The organism is Thermococcus thermotolerans, from assembly GCF_024707485.1.
GTDB classification, from domain to species: domain Archaea; phylum Methanobacteriota_B; class Thermococci; order Thermococcales; family Thermococcaceae; genus Thermococcus; species Thermococcus thermotolerans.
Genome location: NZ_CP102602.1, coordinates 123,283 through 140,012, shown reverse-complemented (window position 1 = coordinate 140,012; position 16,730 = coordinate 123,283). Strand labels below are relative to the sequence as shown.

Annotated in this window: 18 protein-coding genes and 3 tRNA genes; 9 read left to right on the top strand and 12 right to left on the bottom strand. The window is 53.9% G+C overall.

Annotated features, from left to right (window positions below):
* Positions 1-29: 29 nt before the first annotated feature.
* Both NUS69_RS00890 and NUS69_RS00885 read left to right on the top strand, forming a co-directional pair.
* Positions 30-1,076: a M42 family metallopeptidase gene (locus tag NUS69_RS00890; RefSeq protein WP_258084009.1), complete on the top strand. Its 1,047-nt coding sequence runs from the start codon at positions 30-32 to the stop codon at positions 1,074-1,076.
* A 77-nt stretch (positions 1,077-1,153) separates the two neighbouring features.
* Positions 1,154-1,855, top strand: coding sequence for a hypothetical protein (locus tag NUS69_RS00885; RefSeq protein ID WP_258084008.1), 702 nt, complete (start codon positions 1,154-1,156; stop codon positions 1,853-1,855).
* On the opposite strand, the gene NUS69_RS00880 is transcribed toward NUS69_RS00885, so the two are convergent.
* Entirely contained in the window at positions 1,839-2,189 is a 351-nt protein-coding gene (locus tag NUS69_RS00880) for a chloride channel protein (RefSeq protein ID WP_258084007.1), read from the bottom strand. The genes NUS69_RS00885 and NUS69_RS00880 overlap by 17 nt on opposite strands.
* 40 nt (positions 2,190-2,229) lie before the next feature.
* On the opposite strand from NUS69_RS00880, the gene NUS69_RS00875 reads away from it, so the two are divergent.
* On the top strand, positions 2,230-4,149 hold the full coding sequence (locus NUS69_RS00875) for a helicase C-terminal domain-containing protein (protein ID WP_258084006.1): 1,920 nt from the start codon (positions 2,230-2,232) through the stop codon (positions 4,147-4,149).
* A gap of 80 nt (positions 4,150-4,229) precedes the next feature.
* On the opposite strand, the gene NUS69_RS00870 is transcribed toward NUS69_RS00875, so the two are convergent.
* Positions 4,230-5,333, bottom strand: coding sequence for an AAA family ATPase (locus tag NUS69_RS00870; RefSeq protein ID WP_258084859.1), 1,104 nt, complete (start codon positions 5,331-5,333; stop codon positions 4,230-4,232).
* Positions 5,334-5,548: 215 nt separating this feature from the next.
* On the opposite strand from NUS69_RS00870, the gene NUS69_RS00865 reads away from it, so the two are divergent.
* A complete protein-coding gene (locus NUS69_RS00865; protein ID WP_258084005.1) occupies positions 5,549-5,707 on the top strand; it encodes a hypothetical protein in 159 nt (52 codons plus the stop codon).
* A gap of 215 nt (positions 5,708-5,922) precedes the next feature.
* The gene (locus tag NUS69_RS00860; RefSeq protein WP_258084004.1) at positions 5,923-6,948 is read left to right on the top strand and encodes a PH domain-containing protein; all 1,026 of its coding nucleotides are present in this window, start codon (positions 5,923-5,925) and stop codon (positions 6,946-6,948) included.
* A gap of 564 nt (positions 6,949-7,512) precedes the next feature.
* Here NUS69_RS00860 and NUS69_RS00855 read toward each other — a convergent pair.
* Positions 7,513-7,620, bottom strand: a tRNA-Met gene (locus NUS69_RS00855).
* A 118-nt stretch (positions 7,621-7,738) separates the two neighbouring features.
* On the opposite strand from NUS69_RS00855, the gene NUS69_RS00850 reads away from it, so the two are divergent.
* Complete coding sequence (locus NUS69_RS00850) at positions 7,739-8,908, top strand: transglutaminase-like domain-containing protein (protein WP_258084003.1); 1,170 nt, start codon at positions 7,739-7,741, stop codon at positions 8,906-8,908.
* Here the strand turns inward: NUS69_RS00850 and NUS69_RS00845 are convergent.
* A complete protein-coding gene (locus NUS69_RS00845; protein WP_258084002.1) occupies positions 8,883-10,118 on the bottom strand; it encodes a DEAD/DEAH box helicase in 1,236 nt (411 codons plus the stop codon). The two genes, NUS69_RS00850 and NUS69_RS00845, sit on opposite strands and share 26 nt — an antisense overlap.
* A gap of 69 nt (positions 10,119-10,187) precedes the next feature.
* A tRNA-Lys gene (locus NUS69_RS00840) sits at positions 10,188-10,265 on the bottom strand.
* A 110-nt stretch (positions 10,266-10,375) separates the two neighbouring features.
* Between NUS69_RS00840 and NUS69_RS00835 the strand changes: the two genes are divergently transcribed.
* Positions 10,376-10,463, top strand: a tRNA-Leu gene (locus NUS69_RS00835).
* Between the two features lie 193 nt (positions 10,464-10,656).
* Here NUS69_RS00835 and NUS69_RS00830 read toward each other — a convergent pair.
* The 3 genes from NUS69_RS00830 to NUS69_RS00820 are packed head-to-tail and all read right to left on the bottom strand — an operon-like array spanning position 10,657 to position 12,854.
* Positions 10,657-11,271, bottom strand: a complete 615-nt coding sequence (locus NUS69_RS00830; RefSeq protein ID WP_258084001.1) for a rhomboid family intramembrane serine protease — start codon at positions 11,269-11,271, stop codon at positions 10,657-10,659.
* Positions 11,261-12,043: a bifunctional fructose-bisphosphatase/inositol-phosphate phosphatase gene (locus NUS69_RS00825; RefSeq protein ID WP_258084000.1), complete on the bottom strand. Its 783-nt coding sequence runs from the start codon at positions 12,041-12,043 to the stop codon at positions 11,261-11,263. Before NUS69_RS00825 ends, NUS69_RS00830 begins: the two co-directional genes overlap by 11 nt.
* 1 nt (position 12,044) lies before the next feature.
* Positions 12,045-12,854 (bottom strand): DUF63 family protein, encoded by an 810-nt coding sequence (locus NUS69_RS00820; RefSeq protein ID WP_258083999.1) that lies wholly within the window; start codon positions 12,852-12,854, stop codon positions 12,045-12,047.
* Positions 12,855-12,928: 74 nt separating this feature from the next.
* Here NUS69_RS00820 and NUS69_RS00815 point away from each other — a divergent pair, with 74 nt between their 5' ends.
* On the top strand, positions 12,929-13,969 hold the full coding sequence (locus NUS69_RS00815; protein WP_258083998.1) for an NAD(P)-dependent glycerol-1-phosphate dehydrogenase: 1,041 nt from the start codon (positions 12,929-12,931) through the stop codon (positions 13,967-13,969).
* A gap of 30 nt (positions 13,970-13,999) precedes the next feature.
* Positions 14,000-14,434: a UPF0179 family protein gene (locus tag NUS69_RS00810; protein ID WP_258083997.1), complete on the top strand. Its 435-nt coding sequence runs from the start codon at positions 14,000-14,002 to the stop codon at positions 14,432-14,434.
* A 2-nt stretch (positions 14,435-14,436) separates the two neighbouring features.
* Here the strand turns inward: NUS69_RS00810 and NUS69_RS00805 are convergent, their stop codons facing one another.
* The 4 genes from NUS69_RS00805 to NUS69_RS00790 are packed head-to-tail and all read right to left on the bottom strand — an operon-like array spanning position 14,437 to position 16,692.
* Positions 14,437-15,438: a 5-oxoprolinase subunit C family protein gene (locus NUS69_RS00805; RefSeq protein ID WP_258083996.1), complete on the bottom strand. Its 1,002-nt coding sequence runs from the start codon at positions 15,436-15,438 to the stop codon at positions 14,437-14,439.
* Positions 15,431-16,126, bottom strand: a complete 696-nt coding sequence (gene pxpB / locus NUS69_RS00800) for a 5-oxoprolinase subunit PxpB (RefSeq protein WP_258083995.1) — start codon at positions 16,124-16,126, stop codon at positions 15,431-15,433. Before pxpB ends, NUS69_RS00805 begins: the two co-directional genes overlap by 8 nt.
* A 4-nt stretch (positions 16,127-16,130) precedes the next feature.
* Positions 16,131-16,508, bottom strand: coding sequence for a type II toxin-antitoxin system VapC family toxin (locus NUS69_RS00795; protein ID WP_258083994.1), 378 nt, complete (start codon positions 16,506-16,508; stop codon positions 16,131-16,133).
* On the bottom strand, positions 16,489-16,692 hold the full coding sequence (locus NUS69_RS00790) for an antitoxin family protein (protein WP_258083993.1): 204 nt from the start codon (positions 16,690-16,692) through the stop codon (positions 16,489-16,491). Before NUS69_RS00790 ends, NUS69_RS00795 begins: the two co-directional genes overlap by 20 nt.
* Positions 16,693-16,730: the final 38 nt, after the last annotated feature.

Sequence of the window (16,730 nt, the reverse complement as noted above, 5' to 3'; positions counted from 1 at the left end):
TGGAAATCTAAACGAAAGGGGTGATATGTATGGTGGACTACGAGCTTCTCAAGAAGATAGTTGAAGCGCCCGGTGTTTCCGGGTACGAGTTCCTTGGCGTTAGAGACGTTGTTGTGGAGGCTTTCAAGCCCTACGTTGACGAGATTAAGGTTGACAAGCTCGGCAACGTCATAGCCCACAAGAAGGGCAAGGGCCCGAAGGTCATGCTGGCCGCACATATGGATCAGATAGGCCTCATGGTGACCCACATCGAGAAGAACGGGTTCCTCCGCGTTGCACCCGTTGGAGGCGTTGATCCGAGGACACTTATAGCCCAGCGCTTCAAGGTCTGGATAGGCCCGAACGAGTTTATCTACGGTGTCGGTGGCTCCGTTCCGCCCCACATCCAAAAGCCGGAGCAGAGAAACAAGGCGCCAACGTGGGAGCAGGTCTTCATAGACATAGGCGCGGAGAGCAAGGAAGAGGCCGAGGAGATGGGCGTCAAGGTCGGCACGATAATAACATGGGACGGAAGGCTTGAGCGCCTTGGAAAGCACAGGCTCGTCAGCATAGCCTTCGACGACAGGATAGCCGTTTATACCCTTGTTAAAGCCGCCCAGGAGCTTGGAGAGACCGACGCGGACATATACTTCGTTGCCACCGTGCAGGAAGAGGTTGGCCTTCGCGGAGCCAGGGTTTCCGCCTTCGGCATAGACCCAGACTACGGCTTTGCCATCGACGTTACCATAGCGGCTGACGTTCCTGGGACTCCAGAGCACAAGCAGGTCACCCAGCTCGGCAAGGGAACCGCGATAAAGATAATGGACCGCTCCGTCATCTGCCACCCCACCATCGTCCGCTGGATGGAAGAACTGGCAAAGAAGCACGAGATTCCGTACCAGTGGGACATCCTCCTCGGTGGAGGAACCGATGCCGGAGCCATACACCTGAACAAGGCAGGAGTTCCGACGGGAGCCATAAGCGTCCCGGCGCGCTACATCCACTCCAACGCCGAGGTGGTCGACGAACGCGATGTCGACGCCGGCGTCAAACTGATGGTCAAGGTTCTTGAGGAGATACCGGAGTTCAAGCTCTGATTCCCCTCTTTTCTTCCGCCAAATTTAAAAACCAGTTTGAGTACTCCAGGAGGGACGAGTGCACAAGGGTGCCCCTCATGGAATCAGAAGTGACAGAAGTGCCTTTCTCCGCCCAATGGGAGTCAGTGGTAGCGATTGCCGGAAATCCAGGGGAGCTGTTTCCATCGTTTCCGTACCGCGTCAGACTGCTGTCAAGCGGTGAGAGAATTATCGTCAGCCTGTCGGTCAGGAGATTCCTCATGAAGTTCGATTTTGAGGGAGTCCTTGAGTTCACCTTCGGCGAGCCCTTCGTGACCTACGTCATGAAGGGAAGAAAGGGCCTCCTCATACTGTCATTCGCAGCTGAGGAGGGTGCTCTTCTGGCCAGGGCGTCAGCGGATATAGCCGGTGAGCGGCGGTTGAGGAGGAAGCTACACTTTCTCGCCGCGGAATCGGGCAAAACTCTGGCCAGGATGGCCGAGAGCTATGAACTCGTGGCCCCCAAAATCATAGGTTCTCCCGCGGATTTCGTTGTTCAGAACTTTAACCCGTCCCTTCTGCCCCACATAATCAGGTATGTGAGATTGAAACTTGGGAAGCCATCATTCGCACTTGTGGGGAGCAACGGGGGAGAAAGGTTTTCGGTAACGATAAGAGACAACGTCGTTGAGAGGGTCGAGCACGAGGGGCCCACGGGAAGCGCCATAATAGAGGTGGGAAAGGGAGTTCTGGACGTTACGGAGGATGACTTTCCTGGCATTGACGCCACGGGGAGGTATGAAATCAGGATTCCTCGGTAACGGGCTCGGCCCTTTCGCCCTCCTGCTTTTCCTCAGAAGGTTCTCCGGGGTTCGTGTTCTCACCCTTCAAAGCAACAGGTAGAAGGGACTTGAGGGGAGCTTCTGCCTTCCGTTCAAGCTCCTTCTCGAATCGCCTCCACTCGTACCAAAAGAACAGTGCTCCTGCAATAATCCCAAATATTGCAAACGGCCATTTTGGTGGCAATGGCAGCCCGCGGTGCCATGTGTGAAGCAGGAAGTTCTGATAAAGGAACAGGTACGCAAGCCAGGCTATTATAATCGCCTCCACGGAGTACTCAATGAGTCTCTGATCCTTCTCGTCCACACTGCTCACCTGGGGAAAAGTTAAAAGCGAGCCGTTAAAACTCTTTCCCATGAGTGAGACCAGAACTCCAGAATACTTTCCCTACGAAGGCCTCAGGCCCCATCAGCGGGAGTTCATAGAGCTCGTCTCAGAGGCCGTTAAAAACGGAGAAAACGCTATAATCGAAGCCCCTACGGGGTTTGGAAAGACCGTGAGCGTTTTAGCCGGAATCCTGCCCCACGCCAAGGAGATGGGCTACAAGGTTCTCTACCTAGCCAGAACCCACAGACAGATGGACAGAGTTATTGAGGAACTGAAGGCTATAAACAAGAAGAACCCCGTTTCTGGCATCGAGCTGAGGAGCAGGAAGGACCTCTGCCTTCACACCTACCTCACCCAGTTCACGAGCGACGCCTATACGGCCATGGTAGTCTGCAAGAACCTCAAGAAGCTCGGCAAATGTGAGTTCTATGAGAACGAGAAGAAGAAAAAGACGGAGTTTGACGAGCTGGTGAAGTTCTTCCTGAGTGAGCCGAGCCATCCGGCCGAGATTCTGAGCTACGCAGAAACCCTGGAGCTGTGCCCCTACGATTTAACCAAGAGGATAGCGGAGAAGGCTGACGTCATAGTGGCCAGCTACCTCTACCTCCTCAGCCCAACGATTCGGGAGAACTTCATAAGCTCCCTTGACGTTGACTACTCAGACCTGATAGTGGTTTTTGACGAAGCCCACAACCTGCCTGACCAAGCCATCTCGGCCTTGAGCGACCGGATAAGCATACACACGGTAAACAGGGCGATAAAAGAAGCTGATGAGTACAACGAGCACGAGATAGCCAACTTCCTCAGCATTTTCGGCCGCGGATTGGAGATGCTCTACGACGAAAAGCTCAAGGACAGGGACGTGCACGAAACCCCCATTCTGCCGGAGCTGATTTTTTCACACGTCGTTGACATCCTGAGCCTCGACACCCGTGGCCTCGTCAGGATACTCAACGACATGGTCGCCGTTGGCGACGCCATAAGGGAGGACAGGATAGAGAAGGGCAAGCCGCCCCGCTCTTACATAGGCAGAATAGGCGAGTTCCTCCTATTCTGGCTCTCACTCATTGGACGGGAGGACTACCTCTTCCTCATGAGCAGGGACAAAGGGCTGAGCCTTGAGCTTGTGGCACTGGATCCCTCGAAAGCCCTGAGCTTCATCAGAAACGTCCAGAGTGCGGTTTTCATGTCCGGAACCCTCACCCCGATGGAGGCATTCCGCGACGTCATGGGCATCGAGAACGCCCGGATGAAGAAGTTCCCGAGGATGGTCAAACGGGAGAACGCACAGGTTCTGGTCGCCAAAGACGTCTCGACGAGAGGCGATGAGCGTTCGCTCCAGGTTTACAGGCGCATGGTGGACTACATCGTGGAGGCGGTCAAGGTTATACCGAAGAACGTCGGAGTCTTTACGGCTTCCTACGAGGTTCTCCAGGGCCTTCTCTCGGCTAACCTTCAAGTCAGGCTTGAGGAAACGGGAAAGGCGATATTCATTGAGAAGCAGGGCGTCAGCTCAGCGGAGAACGATGCGATGATAGCGAGCTTCAAGGCCCACGCCAGGGGGAGGGGAGCGGTGCTCCTCGGCGTCATGGGTGGAAGAAACAGCGAGGGGCAGGACTACAGTGGCGACGAGATGAACGGGGTTATTTTGGTTGGCATACCCTACGCGAGGCCGACGCCGAGGGTTCAGGCCCAGATAAGATACTTTGAAAGGAAGTTCCCCGGAAAGGGCCGATACTACGGCTATTACCTGCCGGCCCACAGGAAGCTTGTTCAAGCCGCCGGAAGGGTTCACCGCTCAGCCGAGGAGAAGGGCTCAATCATAGTCCTCGACTACCGCCTCCTCTGGAGCTCAATAAAGAAGGACCTGCCGGACTGGATGCGCGAGACCATGAGGCCGGTTGATTTACCGAGGATGAGGCTCTACCTGCGGAGGTTCTGGGGTTAGACGTGCCGATAAACTACACGCTGGAAGAGGCGGAGGAAGACATCAAGGCATTGTAATATAGCTCTAAACCTCTATATTGACTACATCTTAATTCCCAGCGCCGCTTCCTGATAAAAGCCGTATTTGAACCGGTAGATGCTCACTACCTTACTCTTGGATTCTTTTTCAACTATCCCCATCTCCAGAAGGGTTTCAAGCGTGTTGACGACGCTGACTTCCGTCAATCCAGATAGCCTTGCAAGTGATGATGGCCTGGAAACACCCTCACCCATGGCGTTTAAGAGCGCTATCACTTTTCTCTGATACTCCCTTTGTGGGCGCAACCTGACAAAACTCTTGAGTTCGCTCATGGCCCTCTTAACGGCTTCTTCATGGGCGTTTTTAAGGGCCCTCCTGTGGGTCAGCCCATCAATCCTCCCCCTACCATAAGAGGCCAGGTAACCCGGAAAACCACCCAGTTTAATAGACGCCTCCCGAAGCTCGTCAAGGGAAAAATCTACGTTTCCCGCCGTGAGGAGGCCTCTTTTTAAAAACTTAACTCCAGTTTGAACGTCCCAGGGCTCAACATCCACCCTGACTGGAGCACGTCCATAGAGGTAATCATCGTATTCGGGATTCAGGAGCTTCTTGAAGAGTCCCATAGCGGAGCCTGTGAAGATTATTGTGGGCCTTTTCTCCGCGAGAGCGTTATGAAGCCTCCACAGTGCGGCGAGGAGCTTGTTTCTTTCCGTCCGCATGTCCTGAACCTCATCCCATACGAGCAGGCTTCCCTCAGGAAGAGCCCTCATGATTTCATCAAAGAGGGCCGCGGGATTCTTAGGGACGATGGAAATCCCCTCCTCTCTTTCGAGAACCGCTTCTAAGAACTTAATACCCAAAGAGACCCTCCTGAGCTTGAGTTTGTCCTCATGCACTAGATTCATGACGTCTAGTCCGAACCTCTCCACGAATTCGGTAAAGTTGTGAATGCCAGCAAAGTTTGAATAAACTGCAGGCCTACCTGTTGTGGAAGAATAGTAGGTAGCGAACGCCCTCGCGAGACTGGTCTTCCCAACGGCTCTCGGCCCTATGAGCGCAACCCATCGTCTCTTTTCGATGACAAGCTGACGCAACCGGGAAACTTCCTTTTCTCTACCGTACAGTTCATCAACATTGGTTATCGGGGTCTCCGGAAAGGGCTCCATGCCATCCACCACATTTTTTAAGATTAAAAAATCTCGTATTTAAGTGTTTTGGAAGCTTTAAGAGTGGGATGAAGGCAACAGAAAAGCTGGGTATAGCGGGCTTTTTCAGATTCTAAAAATCTGGGTAATAATAGACATAAAACAACATGCAACTCACAAGTAACAAGCCGAAACCCCTAAATACTCCCACGCCGTACTAAGCCGGGTGGTGTCCGTTGCAGAGCAACGTAAACCTCGACGCTCTTCTGGAGAGGATGCGGGCGGAGCTGGAGCGGGCGAAGAGATTCGAGCCACTTAAATTCGATGAAACCGTGGAAGAGTGCATTGACAAGGCGCGAGCACTTGTCGAGGAGAGAGAATTAAAGAAAAGCTGAGGCCCTTAGAGAGCAGATATTCCAAAGAGAAGGACGACATGAAATGGGCCAAGGGAAATTTAACCTGGATGATCCCATTGTTCACTGTTCTAGGGATTATCGCTTCAGGTACTGACCTCGGATCATGGGCACTTTTGTTGCCATTGTTCCCAATAGTGCTGCTTGGAAGTGCCTACTTATATTCAGCGAACAAAGTTGCAAATCTAGAACAGGTGATGAAACCACTCGAAGAAGAACTCAAGAAAGTTGAAAGTAACATCGAAGAGCTCGAAAAACGATGTAGCAAAAAGCTGAAGAAGTACTCTAAACAGAACAAAGCGGACTGGAGAATACTCTCGTTTTTAGCTCCGGAGCTTGAGGAGACTTTAGCGGCTCTCGCACAGGGCGATTTCATGACTGCCAAAGATAAACTGGAAGAAGCGGAGAGCAAGCTTGAAAATATCCAAGAAAAATACGGCTTCCTAGCAAGTTATGACTTCGAGGATATTTTCCAATTCGATTCGTGGGAGAATGAACCCTGCATAGTTGAATGGAACCTCGAGGTAGATGACGACTATTCGAGGGGCCTCTCCGCCCTGAAGTTCGCCTCGAACGTGTGCCACGTCCTGCACTACGGAGACATGGAAGAGGCGAGGGAACTGCTGGAAGATGCCCAGGAAAAATTAAGGCGCATGAGGGAAGAGAAATGGGACTACTCCTGCGGTAACCTCAAATTTTTCCAGTACCTATTCGAGTTCCACTACTTCCTGTTAAAGACGGTGGTTGAAGCCTACGAAGCTGAGGTTGGAGCGGCCTCAAGACTAGCGGAAAAACAGGCGAAGCGCTTCGCCGAGGCGAAACCAGTGGAGGTTCCGGCTCACGTTGAAAAAGTCACCGTTTCGGCAGAGGAACCCGAGAAAGAGCTTTACAGGGGTGAGGTAAGGTTCAAGATGGGCGCGATGAGTCAGGAGCGCGTTGGGAACCTCGTGATAACGAACAAGCGCTTGAAACTCACCGGCAAGTACAGGCTGCGGGGCATGGTGGCAACCGTAGCGGTTAAAGCCGCTTTAAGAGCGGCCGGAGTTGGCGAGGTCCACGAGGAGTTCCCGCTGGGTGAGATAAAATTCCTAGAGTTGAAGAAGGCCATACTCGGCGGTTATTACCTTGAGTTCAAAGCCCGGGGCAAGAAGTTCACCATCTATACTGATGCCGCCCAGCACATCTACAACCTCCTGAGACAGTACGGGGCAGAAGCGCTCTGAGCCCCTTATTTTTCCAGACAAGGCCTTAACCAAAGTTTTTTCTTTCAAACTGTCAGGAGCCAGAGCGTGCAATCTAAAATTTGCCCGTGAAGAGGGTCTGGCTTTAAACAGGCCATTAATCAGTTTTATTTTTATTCTGGCGTCTGAAGGAGGCCTTTTCAGGGGGTGAAACCTTCCAATGTTGCAATTGCAAAATAAACCCGCAGTTGCGGTTGCGGTTAAAAGTCCCCGAAACATAAAACCATCCTCGTAAACAGTCGAAACTATTTGATCAAACTTTTCCCCAGCAAGCTTTTTCCAAAAGCTTGACCAAAAGAGCCCCCTTGTCGTTTAAAAATGGATGAAAGCGGGCATGCACTCTTTAAAAATTACACTTAAAGCGCTGGTTTAACGCTAAAAACCAGTCCTTTAAAAGGTTTTACTTTTATTCTGGCGTTCTTCGAACGCCTTGTGGAAAGTGAAACCCTGTAAGCTTGCAGTTGAACGGCAAACCACCTGAAAAACAAGCATTTTCAAAATCGCATACAATCTTTCCGCCAGCGCTTGCGCAAGCAAGGGCTGTTGTGGTGCCGGGGCGGGGCTTTGAACCCCGGACCTCTCGGTTTCTCAGGCTCCCCCGAAGGGGAGCGGCCCTATGAGCCGAGCGCTCTGACCAGGCTAAGCTACCCCGGCACTGCCCGAGCGCCCGGGTTATACCTTCAGGAGGGCATTTTTAAATCTTTCGATGGACACTATCCCAATGCTCTCTCGCCGGGGAACTGTTTTATAATCCCTCACTCCAAGTTGGTTCATGATGAGAAGGTTCCTCGCGGCATTTACCATCGCGTTCATCGTCATCATCGCGGGCTGCCTCTCGGTCACTCCGGAGACCGGAACGCCTAGAAGCACTGCATACCAATCTACGACTTCAACCACCCCTTCCTCGACCCCAACACCTAGTTCATCCCCAGCAACCTGGACGAATCCCCTCGTGAACTGGGAGAACGCAACGGTGTCCCTGCCGAGCCAGGACGCCGAGCTCAGCTGTCAGGGAATTCTCTGGCGCTACATCCTTAAGGATGCATTGGAGTGCATGCTGAGCAGGGAAGAGCTTGGGGTCATATCGCCCCTTGCAGAGAACCTCAAGGGTGAAGAACTCGCCCAAAGCGCCTGGAACGTACTCGCCTGGGAGGGGGAGTGGCTGAGCTACGACTGGGAGAAGGCCAAGCAGCCCTTCGCCAAGGTCATAATATACCCCGACGGAAGAGAGGAAGTCGTTGAGGGGCAGAACAACACCATTCAGACCCCCTACGAGACGATAATGCGGAGAACCGGTATATGCACCGACTACACCGTTCTCACGGATGCCCTGCTCCTGGCCCTGAACTACTCACCTGTCTACGCGATGGCAATAAACCTCACCGATTTGGGGCACGCGACGGCACTGGTAAAGATAAACGGATGGTACTTCGCCCTCGACCAGCACCTTCCGCCCATGGATTTGGGAGCTTACTACCGCTACTGGGAGCGGCAGGGGAGCAAAATAATCAACGCCACCCTCTACGAGATAACACCTGGAGAAGAAAAGGCCACCGTCAAGGTTCTCGGCCTCGTTACCGGCGAGGAGTTCCTCAACCAGGACTACACCATGGGCGATGCCGACGCGAGGAATTTGGCTATCTCGATGATGAACATTCTGTATGGCCAGTTTGGCCTGAAGGCCGACGAATCCCTGAAAAGCCTCTCCGACGGAAAGCTTCCGGAGGGCTACAAAGCGGGCTGGACGTGGGGGGTTACCTACTACAACCTGGCCGACTACTACCACCCGTTCTTTCATGAAGAGTACGCCGAGTGGCTGGTCTCCCAGATGCTTTCTAACAGAGAATTCCTCGGCTACGTTCAGAAGAGCGACTCGGTCTGGATAGAGGTTAGAATAGAGGGCGAGGACTTGATCCTCACCATCTACCTCGGGAGTTCCTAGAATAGCCCCGGGAGTTCCTGGGATAGCGGGAGTTTCTTCTTCCGCTTCTCCCGTAGTAACCGGAGCGATCACTTTCGTACCTCTCGCGGTACTCCTTCGGGATTTCCTCACTAAGCTCGGACTTCCCTATCTCCACCCCCGCAACCTGGGCAATGTAGCGGAGCCTCTTGAACTCGCCGGGCATTATGAAGGTTATCGCCCTTCCGCGCTTGCCCATCCTGCCCGTTCTCCCTATCCGGTGGACGTAGTCTTCGGCCGTCATGGGCAGGGAGTAGTTGACGATGTGGCTTATGTCCTGGACATCCAGGCCGCGGGCTGCAACGTCAGTTGCCACGAGAATTCTCGTTCTCTTCGTTTTAAAGCGCCAGAAGGTCCTCTCCCTCGCGTTTTGGCTCATGTCGCCATTTAGAGCCTCGGCGCTGTAGCCGGCTCTCCTGAGCCTCTCACTCAGCTCTCTAGTTTCCCTCTTGGTGGCGCAGAAGACTATCCCGTAGAAGTCGTCGCTGAGAATCTTCTTCAGCACCGTGAACTTCCGCGCGGGGACGACCTCCACGTACTCCTGATCCACCATCTCCGGAACCAACTCATCGCTGCTGACGCTTATAACCTCGTAGTCTCCCATGTAGCGCCTCGCTAGCCTTCTGATCTCGGGAGGCATCGTGGCGGAGAACATTAATACTCTCTTCCTCCTCGGCGTCTCCCTGAAAATCGCCTCTATGTCGTCTATGAAGCCCATATCGAGCATCCTGTCGGCCTCGTCGAGGATGAAGAACTTCACCGAGCTTAAATCAAGGGTTCCGCGCCTTATGTGGTCGAGAACTCTGCCGGGGGTTCCGACTACAACGTGAGTGCCTCTCTCAAGGGCCCTTATCTGAGGCCCTATCGGCTGGCCGCCGTAGACGGCATATACGTAAACCCTCTTCCTCCCGCGGAGGCTCTTGATTTCATCAGCCACCTGGAGGGCGAGCTCCCTCGTGGGGGTCAATATTATCGCCTGAACGGCCTTTATCTTCGGATCAATCGCCTCGATTATGGGGAGCGCAAAGGCGGCAGTCTTTCCCGTCCCGGTCTGGGACTGGCCGATTATATCGACGTCGCCCGATAGAAGGAGGGGAATGACTTCCCTCTGAATGTCCGTCGGGGTTTCAAAACCCTTTTCTCTAACCGCCACTAACGTGGCCTCCGATAAGCCCAATCTTTCAAAACTCATTTTTCTAACTCCTTACGTTACTCAAACGCATCCCTTCTCAAGCGGAACGCGTCGAGAAGAAACGCGGTCTGGCGGGCCGGGGGGGATTCGAACCCCCGACCACGGGATTAAGAGTCCCGCGCTCTAACCATGCTGAGCTACCGGCCCTCAACCCGAAGTCATAGACGGGAGGTTGCTTTATAAATTTTTTGGTCAGAGGCCGGAAATGGAACAGGGAAAACTTTATAAAGCCTCTCCGAGCGTTATACTTTGGCAACGCGGGGGTTGCCGAGCCTGGTCAAAGGCGCGGGATTGAGGGTCCCGTCCCGTAGGGGTTCCGGGGTTCAAATCCCCGCCCCCGCACCAGAAACGTTTCTGGTCTCAAATTATCCCAGAACCACAAAATTTTCACAACCTTTCTCACTCGACAACTGAACATAGCCGGGCCCTCAAAATGCCCGCCCTGGGCAATCTGTTATCCAGTTGGAGGCAGTACCCCCTTCCTTCAAGACATCGTTTCGGGGGATAGAAATATAAAAACGGCTGCCCAGGAGGGATGCTACCACCCATAGCCGTACATCCTCGCCATCAGGTGCCTTCTGATTCTGTTCCCGTAGTAATAGCCGATTGCCATTCCTGTCACGAGGCCCCCGAGGTGAGCGTAGACGTTGACGCTCGGCAGGATGCTGTTTATCAGGAAGAGCACGAAGGCATTTATCAGCGCGGCCTGCATGTTGCCGCCGACGACGCCTGTTATGAGTATCAGAGCCCCGACTATGCCGAAGAGCGCCCCGCTCGCGCCGGCGCTGACCGAGTTGGCGGGCAGGAGGAGGAGTGTCAGCAGGTTTCCAGTCAGGCCCGAGACGAGGTAGACCATGACGAGCCGTTTCGGCCCGAGGATTCCCTCAAGCTGCCTCCCCATCATCAGGAGGAAGTACATGTTGAAACCTATGTGGAGTATGCCCACGTGCACGAACATCGCGGTGATGAGCTGCCACCACCAGCCGTAGTTGAGCACCGCGTAGTTCCACTGGCCGAGCCTCGCCAAGACTTCGATGCTTATGCTGAGAGGGTTCCCGCTGAGTATTGACTCCAAGACGTAGACCGAGACGTTTATCAGGAAGAGGGTGAAGGTCGCCTTCCCGTAGCGATAAAAATAGCGCTCAAGGCCCATTTTTCAGCTCCTCCAGGATTAGCTTTAGGAGGTACTCATCGTTGACCGCGATTATGTTCGTCTGCTCCGTGGCGCTCAGACTGAGCTCCAGCTCTTTTCCATTCTCGTCAGTAACTATGGCCCCCGCTTCCCTTGCTATGAGCACACCGGCGGCTATGTCCGTTGGCCTCACATAGTTCCTTATGTCCAGAACCCCGTCCAGGGCCCCTTTGGCGAGGTATACCAGCTCGACAGCTATAGCACCGAGAACCCTGACGCGCTTGACCCTGCTTATTAATCCCACACACCGTCCACGCGTGTAGAAGCTGAGTGCCTCCTTCCCGCGCTCCGGCTTCCTCACTTGAATTCTCTTTCCGTTCATGAACGCCCCTTCACCGGGGATTGCCTCGTAGAGGTTTTTTGAAATGAACTCGTAGATAGCCCCGTACACGGGTTCTTCGCCCTTAAACACGGCGAAGCTGAAGGCGAATATTGGTATGCCTGCGGCGAAGTTGTACGAGCCGTCTATGGGGTCAACGATGACCGTGTAGTCGCTCCCGTTGTCTATGAACCCTATCTCCTCGCTGACGACGTTAACGCCCAGGGGCTGAAGTCTGCTAAGAACAACGTCTTCAGCCACCTTGTCAACGTACTTGGTAACGTCTCCGCTGACGTTCTCTCCTATCGCCTCTCCAGCCTTGGAAGTGCCGAAGAGGGGCATTACTTCCTTTTCAACCTCCCTCGCGGTTTCGAGGGCGACCTCGTTCCACGGGATTTCCATATTAATTTCCATATTAACCACCCATCAGCATTATCAGCAGGTTCCTCGTTCCCGGCCCGAAGCCGAGGATGAACATCGTGAGCTTCACGAAGTTTATCAGGTCCGGATCCTCGTCCTTCATCCACCTGTCCAGTATCCACACGATAGGCAGCAGTATCAGAAACTTCTCGGGGTATATAACCGCCGGCGTTCCGAACGTGTCCATCAGCCACCTCGCCAGAACGTGCTGTTCCCAGTAACCCAGGAACTGGATTCCTACAAAGGTGGTTGTGGCGTCGTAGAAGTGGGTGTAAAAGAGGAGCGAGTTGTCCCTCACGAGAAAGAGCTTCTTCGAAACGAGCCATATAAATGCCTCGGCTATTATCAGTGCAGGGATAAAGTACCTGAAGACCCCAGGGTTGAAGCTAACCTTATCAAGGTTTATTACCAGGACGAAAATCAGTCCACCGAGCAGAACCCAGCCGAAGTCCCGGTAGAGGGGATAGAACTTCTCACCTGAGCAATGCCTCCAGACGACGTAGAGAGAGGCTATCGCAAAGGCCGCTATGACGAAGTAGCCGCCGGGGCTGACGGTCAGGTAGGTCCTCGGCAGAATACCGACGTCCGTCATGCTCCTCATCAGCGGGCCAAGGATTATGTACGGAATGAGCGCGCTGAATAACCTCTCGTCAACCTTTATCCCCATCCGCTTGAGCATCTTGTAGAGGAGTATCACGGCCACTCCCAAGATTATAGCGTAGACAACCGTGTTCACGGGGTTGTAACCCTGGTTTTCCTGTATCGGTTTTATGAAGTACTCGTAAAAGAACTCGTAGAGCCCCATTTGACCACCATAGACCGTTGTTCCGATAGCCTTAAAGCTTTTCCCCACCCATATTTATCAGGACGGTGGTTGAGATGCATCTGATGCAACTGCCCAGAGAGGTGCTGCTGGGCGAAAATCTGAAGGGAGAGGCCGTCAACGTCGCGAAGAGGCTTGGCCTGGGTGAGAGAGCTTTAGTGCTCTACGGACCGAAGACGAAAGAGATAGCCGGAAAGGACATCGAGAAGAGCCTCAGAGAGTCGTTTGATGTGAGCGCGCTGGTAATCAAGGAGGCCAGCATGGAGGAGGTTGAGAGGACTCTCGCTAAAATTAAGGACGATAACGCTGACTGGCTCATAGCCGTTGGCGGCGGGAGCATCATAGACGTCGCCAAGCTCTCCTCGTTTAAAGCCGGAGTTCCTTTCATCAGCTTCCCGACAACCGCCTCCCACGACGGCATAGCGAGCGCAAACGCATCCATCAAAGACCTTGGAACCAAGACCTCTGTCAAGGCCGTGCCGCCGGTGGGGGTCATAGCCGACGTCGGGGTTATCAAAACCGCCCCCTACCGCTACCTAGCCGCTGGTGTTGGCGACATGATAAGTAACCTGACCGCGGTTAAAGACTGGCAGCTGGCCCACAGGATAAAGGGAGAGTACTACAGCGAGTACGCGGCATCGCTGAGCCTGATGAGCGCCAAGATGGTGATAAAGAACGCGGACATAATACGCCTCGGCAATGAGGAAAGCGTGAGGAAGGTTGTTAAGGGCCTCATCTCCTGCGGCGTGGCCATGAGCATAGCTGGCTCTTCGAGGCCAGCCAGCGGTGCGGAGCACCTCTTCAGCCACGCGCTCGATGCCATAGCGCCGAAACCGGCCCTGCACGGCGAGCAGGTCGGCGTTGGGACGATAATAATGGCCTACCTCCACGGCCTCAGGTGGGAAAAAATTAGGGAAACCTTAAAGAAGGTCGGAGCGCCAACTAACGCATACGAGCTTGGGATCGACCCGGAGTATATAATCGAGGCGTTAACGATTGCCCACACGATACGGCCCGAGAGGTACACGATCCTCGGAAAGGACGGCCTCACGCGAGAAGCCGCCGAAAAGGCCGCTAAAATCACAGGGGTCATCTGAAGATCATCACTCACTACGGAGGTGTTTGGAATGGCAATAATCACGTTAGTTGGGGAAAAACTGGCAAGACCCGGGGTTGAATTCATATATTACGGCCCGGCAGAACCGTGCAAGACGTGCAAGCTCGCAGGAGTCTGCGTCGGAAACCTCGAACCCGGTAGGAGGTATAAAATCCTCCGGGTAAGGAGCATGCCCTCACACTCCTGCCCGCTCCACGAGGGAAAGGTGAGGGTTGTCGAGGTCGTCGAGCCGAGCATCGAGGTTGCCATAGAGCCGAGACTGGCCATAGCAGGATCGGTGATAAAGCTCCACCTCGCGGACTGCAGCGACAGGGAAAAGGCGGATTTGTTCAGGCCTGAGGGCCTCTTCGACGGCGACAGCGTCAAAATAATAGAGATACTAGACGACGTTGAGTGCAACGGCAAGACCTACAAGGTCGTCAAGGTCATGCGCAAGAAGGACTGACCTCATTCTTTTTCCACTTTTGTGAAGGCAATTAACTCTTCTCCTCCCGCCTTGATCCTATAGGCGTGCATTTTTCCGTCAAGAAAATCCTTGATTGCCATCAGGGTTTTCTCGCGCCTTATCAGAAGCTCCCGAGCTTCATCGACGCTCACAGCCCTAAATCCTAACCTCTCCCCCGGCCGGCTCTGTGCAACGATGGAAAGGTCTGCCGTTGCAACGACGGCTATCTTGGCGTAGCCGCCGGTCGTCTGAGCGTCACGCATCATGACTATCGGCTTTCCGCTGGCCGGCACCTGAACCGTTCCCGGCAGTAAAGGCTCCGTAACGATGTCCGCGCCCCTCTCTGAGTGCTCTATGGCCTTTCCATCGAGGCGGTAGCCCATCCTGTCGGACTCAGGAGTTACGGTATAGGACTCGCTCAGGAAGGTCTCTATTCCCTCCTCGGTGAAGTGGTCTAAATTTGGCCCGAGAACGACGCGGACAGTCTTTTCCTTGGAAGAATAGTCCGGTCTCAGTTCCGGGGGAAGGTATCTCCCATCCTTCCCGGTTAGCACTGCATAACCGAGATTCAGCTTATCGCCAGCCTTCAGTGGCCTGCCGAGGCCGGCCTTTGGATAGGTGGAGCAGCTGCTGAGGAGTGACTCACACTTTATCCCTCCGGCGAAGGCAATGTATCCGTAGAGTCTGCCCCTCAGCGTCTCCACCTCAAGTATATCCCCCCTCTTTGCCCAGTGACTCGTCCACGGCTCAACAGGCACGCCGTTGAGCTTCACCTCAACGTCCCCCGCAACCGCAAAGACGCAGGAAGCGTTGAACCGAATGGTTGGGCCGGCCAGAAGGAACTCAAGGAGGGGTGCATCGCCGGGGTTTCCGACGAGGTGGTTCGCTATTCTCGCGGAGTAATCGTCCATGAAGCCGGAAACGGGGACACCGAGCTTTCGGTAACCTCTCCTGCCGGAGTCCTGGACGGTTAGGAGCGAGGGCACTTTTAGGAGCTCAATCATTCTTTTCACCCCATTCACGCTCGTAGAACTCCCGGAACTCCGACTCGTCGATTGGGACGAACCTCACCATGTCACCGGGCCTTAGAAGGGTCGGGGGTTCCCTCTCAGGGTCGAACAGTCTGAGCGGAGTCCTCCCAATGAGCCTCCAGCCGCCGGGGCTTTCGAGGGGGTAGATGCCGGTCTGCTTTCCCGCTATCCCGACTGAGCCGGCAGGAACCTTCAGGCGGGGTTTTTCGAGCCTTGGAGCCGATATCCTCTCGTCCATACCGCCGAGGTAGGCGAAGCCGGGAAGGAAACCGAGGAAGAAGACGCGATAGGTCGGCTTGGAATGTATTTCAATCACATCATCGACGGTCAGGCCGTTGTGTTCCGCCACAAAGCCGATATCCGGGCCGTATTCGCCGCCGTAAACTACCGGAACCTCGACGAGTCTGCCCTTGAAGGATTCCGGTGAAACCTGGAGGCGGGACTCAATGGCCGCTTTCACCTCGCTGAAGCTCGCCTTGAGGGGGTCGTAGAAGATGTAAACAGTCGAGTACGCCGGCACGACCTCAACGAGCCATTCAAACTTGGCCTTCTCCACCGCGTCGGCAATGGCGTGGATTTTTGTGGTTACCTCTTCGTCAATGAATTCCCCGAAGGAAATAACCAGCGCCGAATCGCCGGCGGGTTTTATCGTCGGTTGCATGGTCTCACCGATAGGGAGGCTTCAGAAGGGGAAGTCCTTCAACCTGTGAGAAGTGCTTGAGGTTACCGGTAACTATAGTTAGGCCGTGAATTATTGCAGTTGCAGATATTACAGCATCGCCAAGGTGGAGTCCATAATCTCTCCGGATTTCCCCGGCAAGGATGGCTATATCCCTATCAACAGGTATCATCTCAAAATGCCTTAGAAGTCTGAGTATCCTTTCACGCTTCACTGGATCCCGCGTTTCTTTTCCCGAAAACAGCTCCGCTACGGTTACTGTTGAAACTGCAAGGCCCTCTTCAGCCAATTTTAGCAGGTAACGTTTTGCCTCCTCAACCCCCCTCAGTACATCTATTATGACGTCAGTATCCACCAGATACATTCCTGTCCCACTCCTCACGCAGTTTTCTGACGTCAATGCCCTCCTCAAAGATTCCGAAGGCATTTTCAAGGTCCCTTATGAATTCATCAATCACAATGAGCTTCACGCGTCTTTTTTCGGGAATGTTGGGTTTTTCAGCTGGCTTGAATACGCCGTTCTCATAAATTGCTTCAATAATCTCCATCACCCCCACCAAGCATCCTTTCAATTTTCATGTGTATA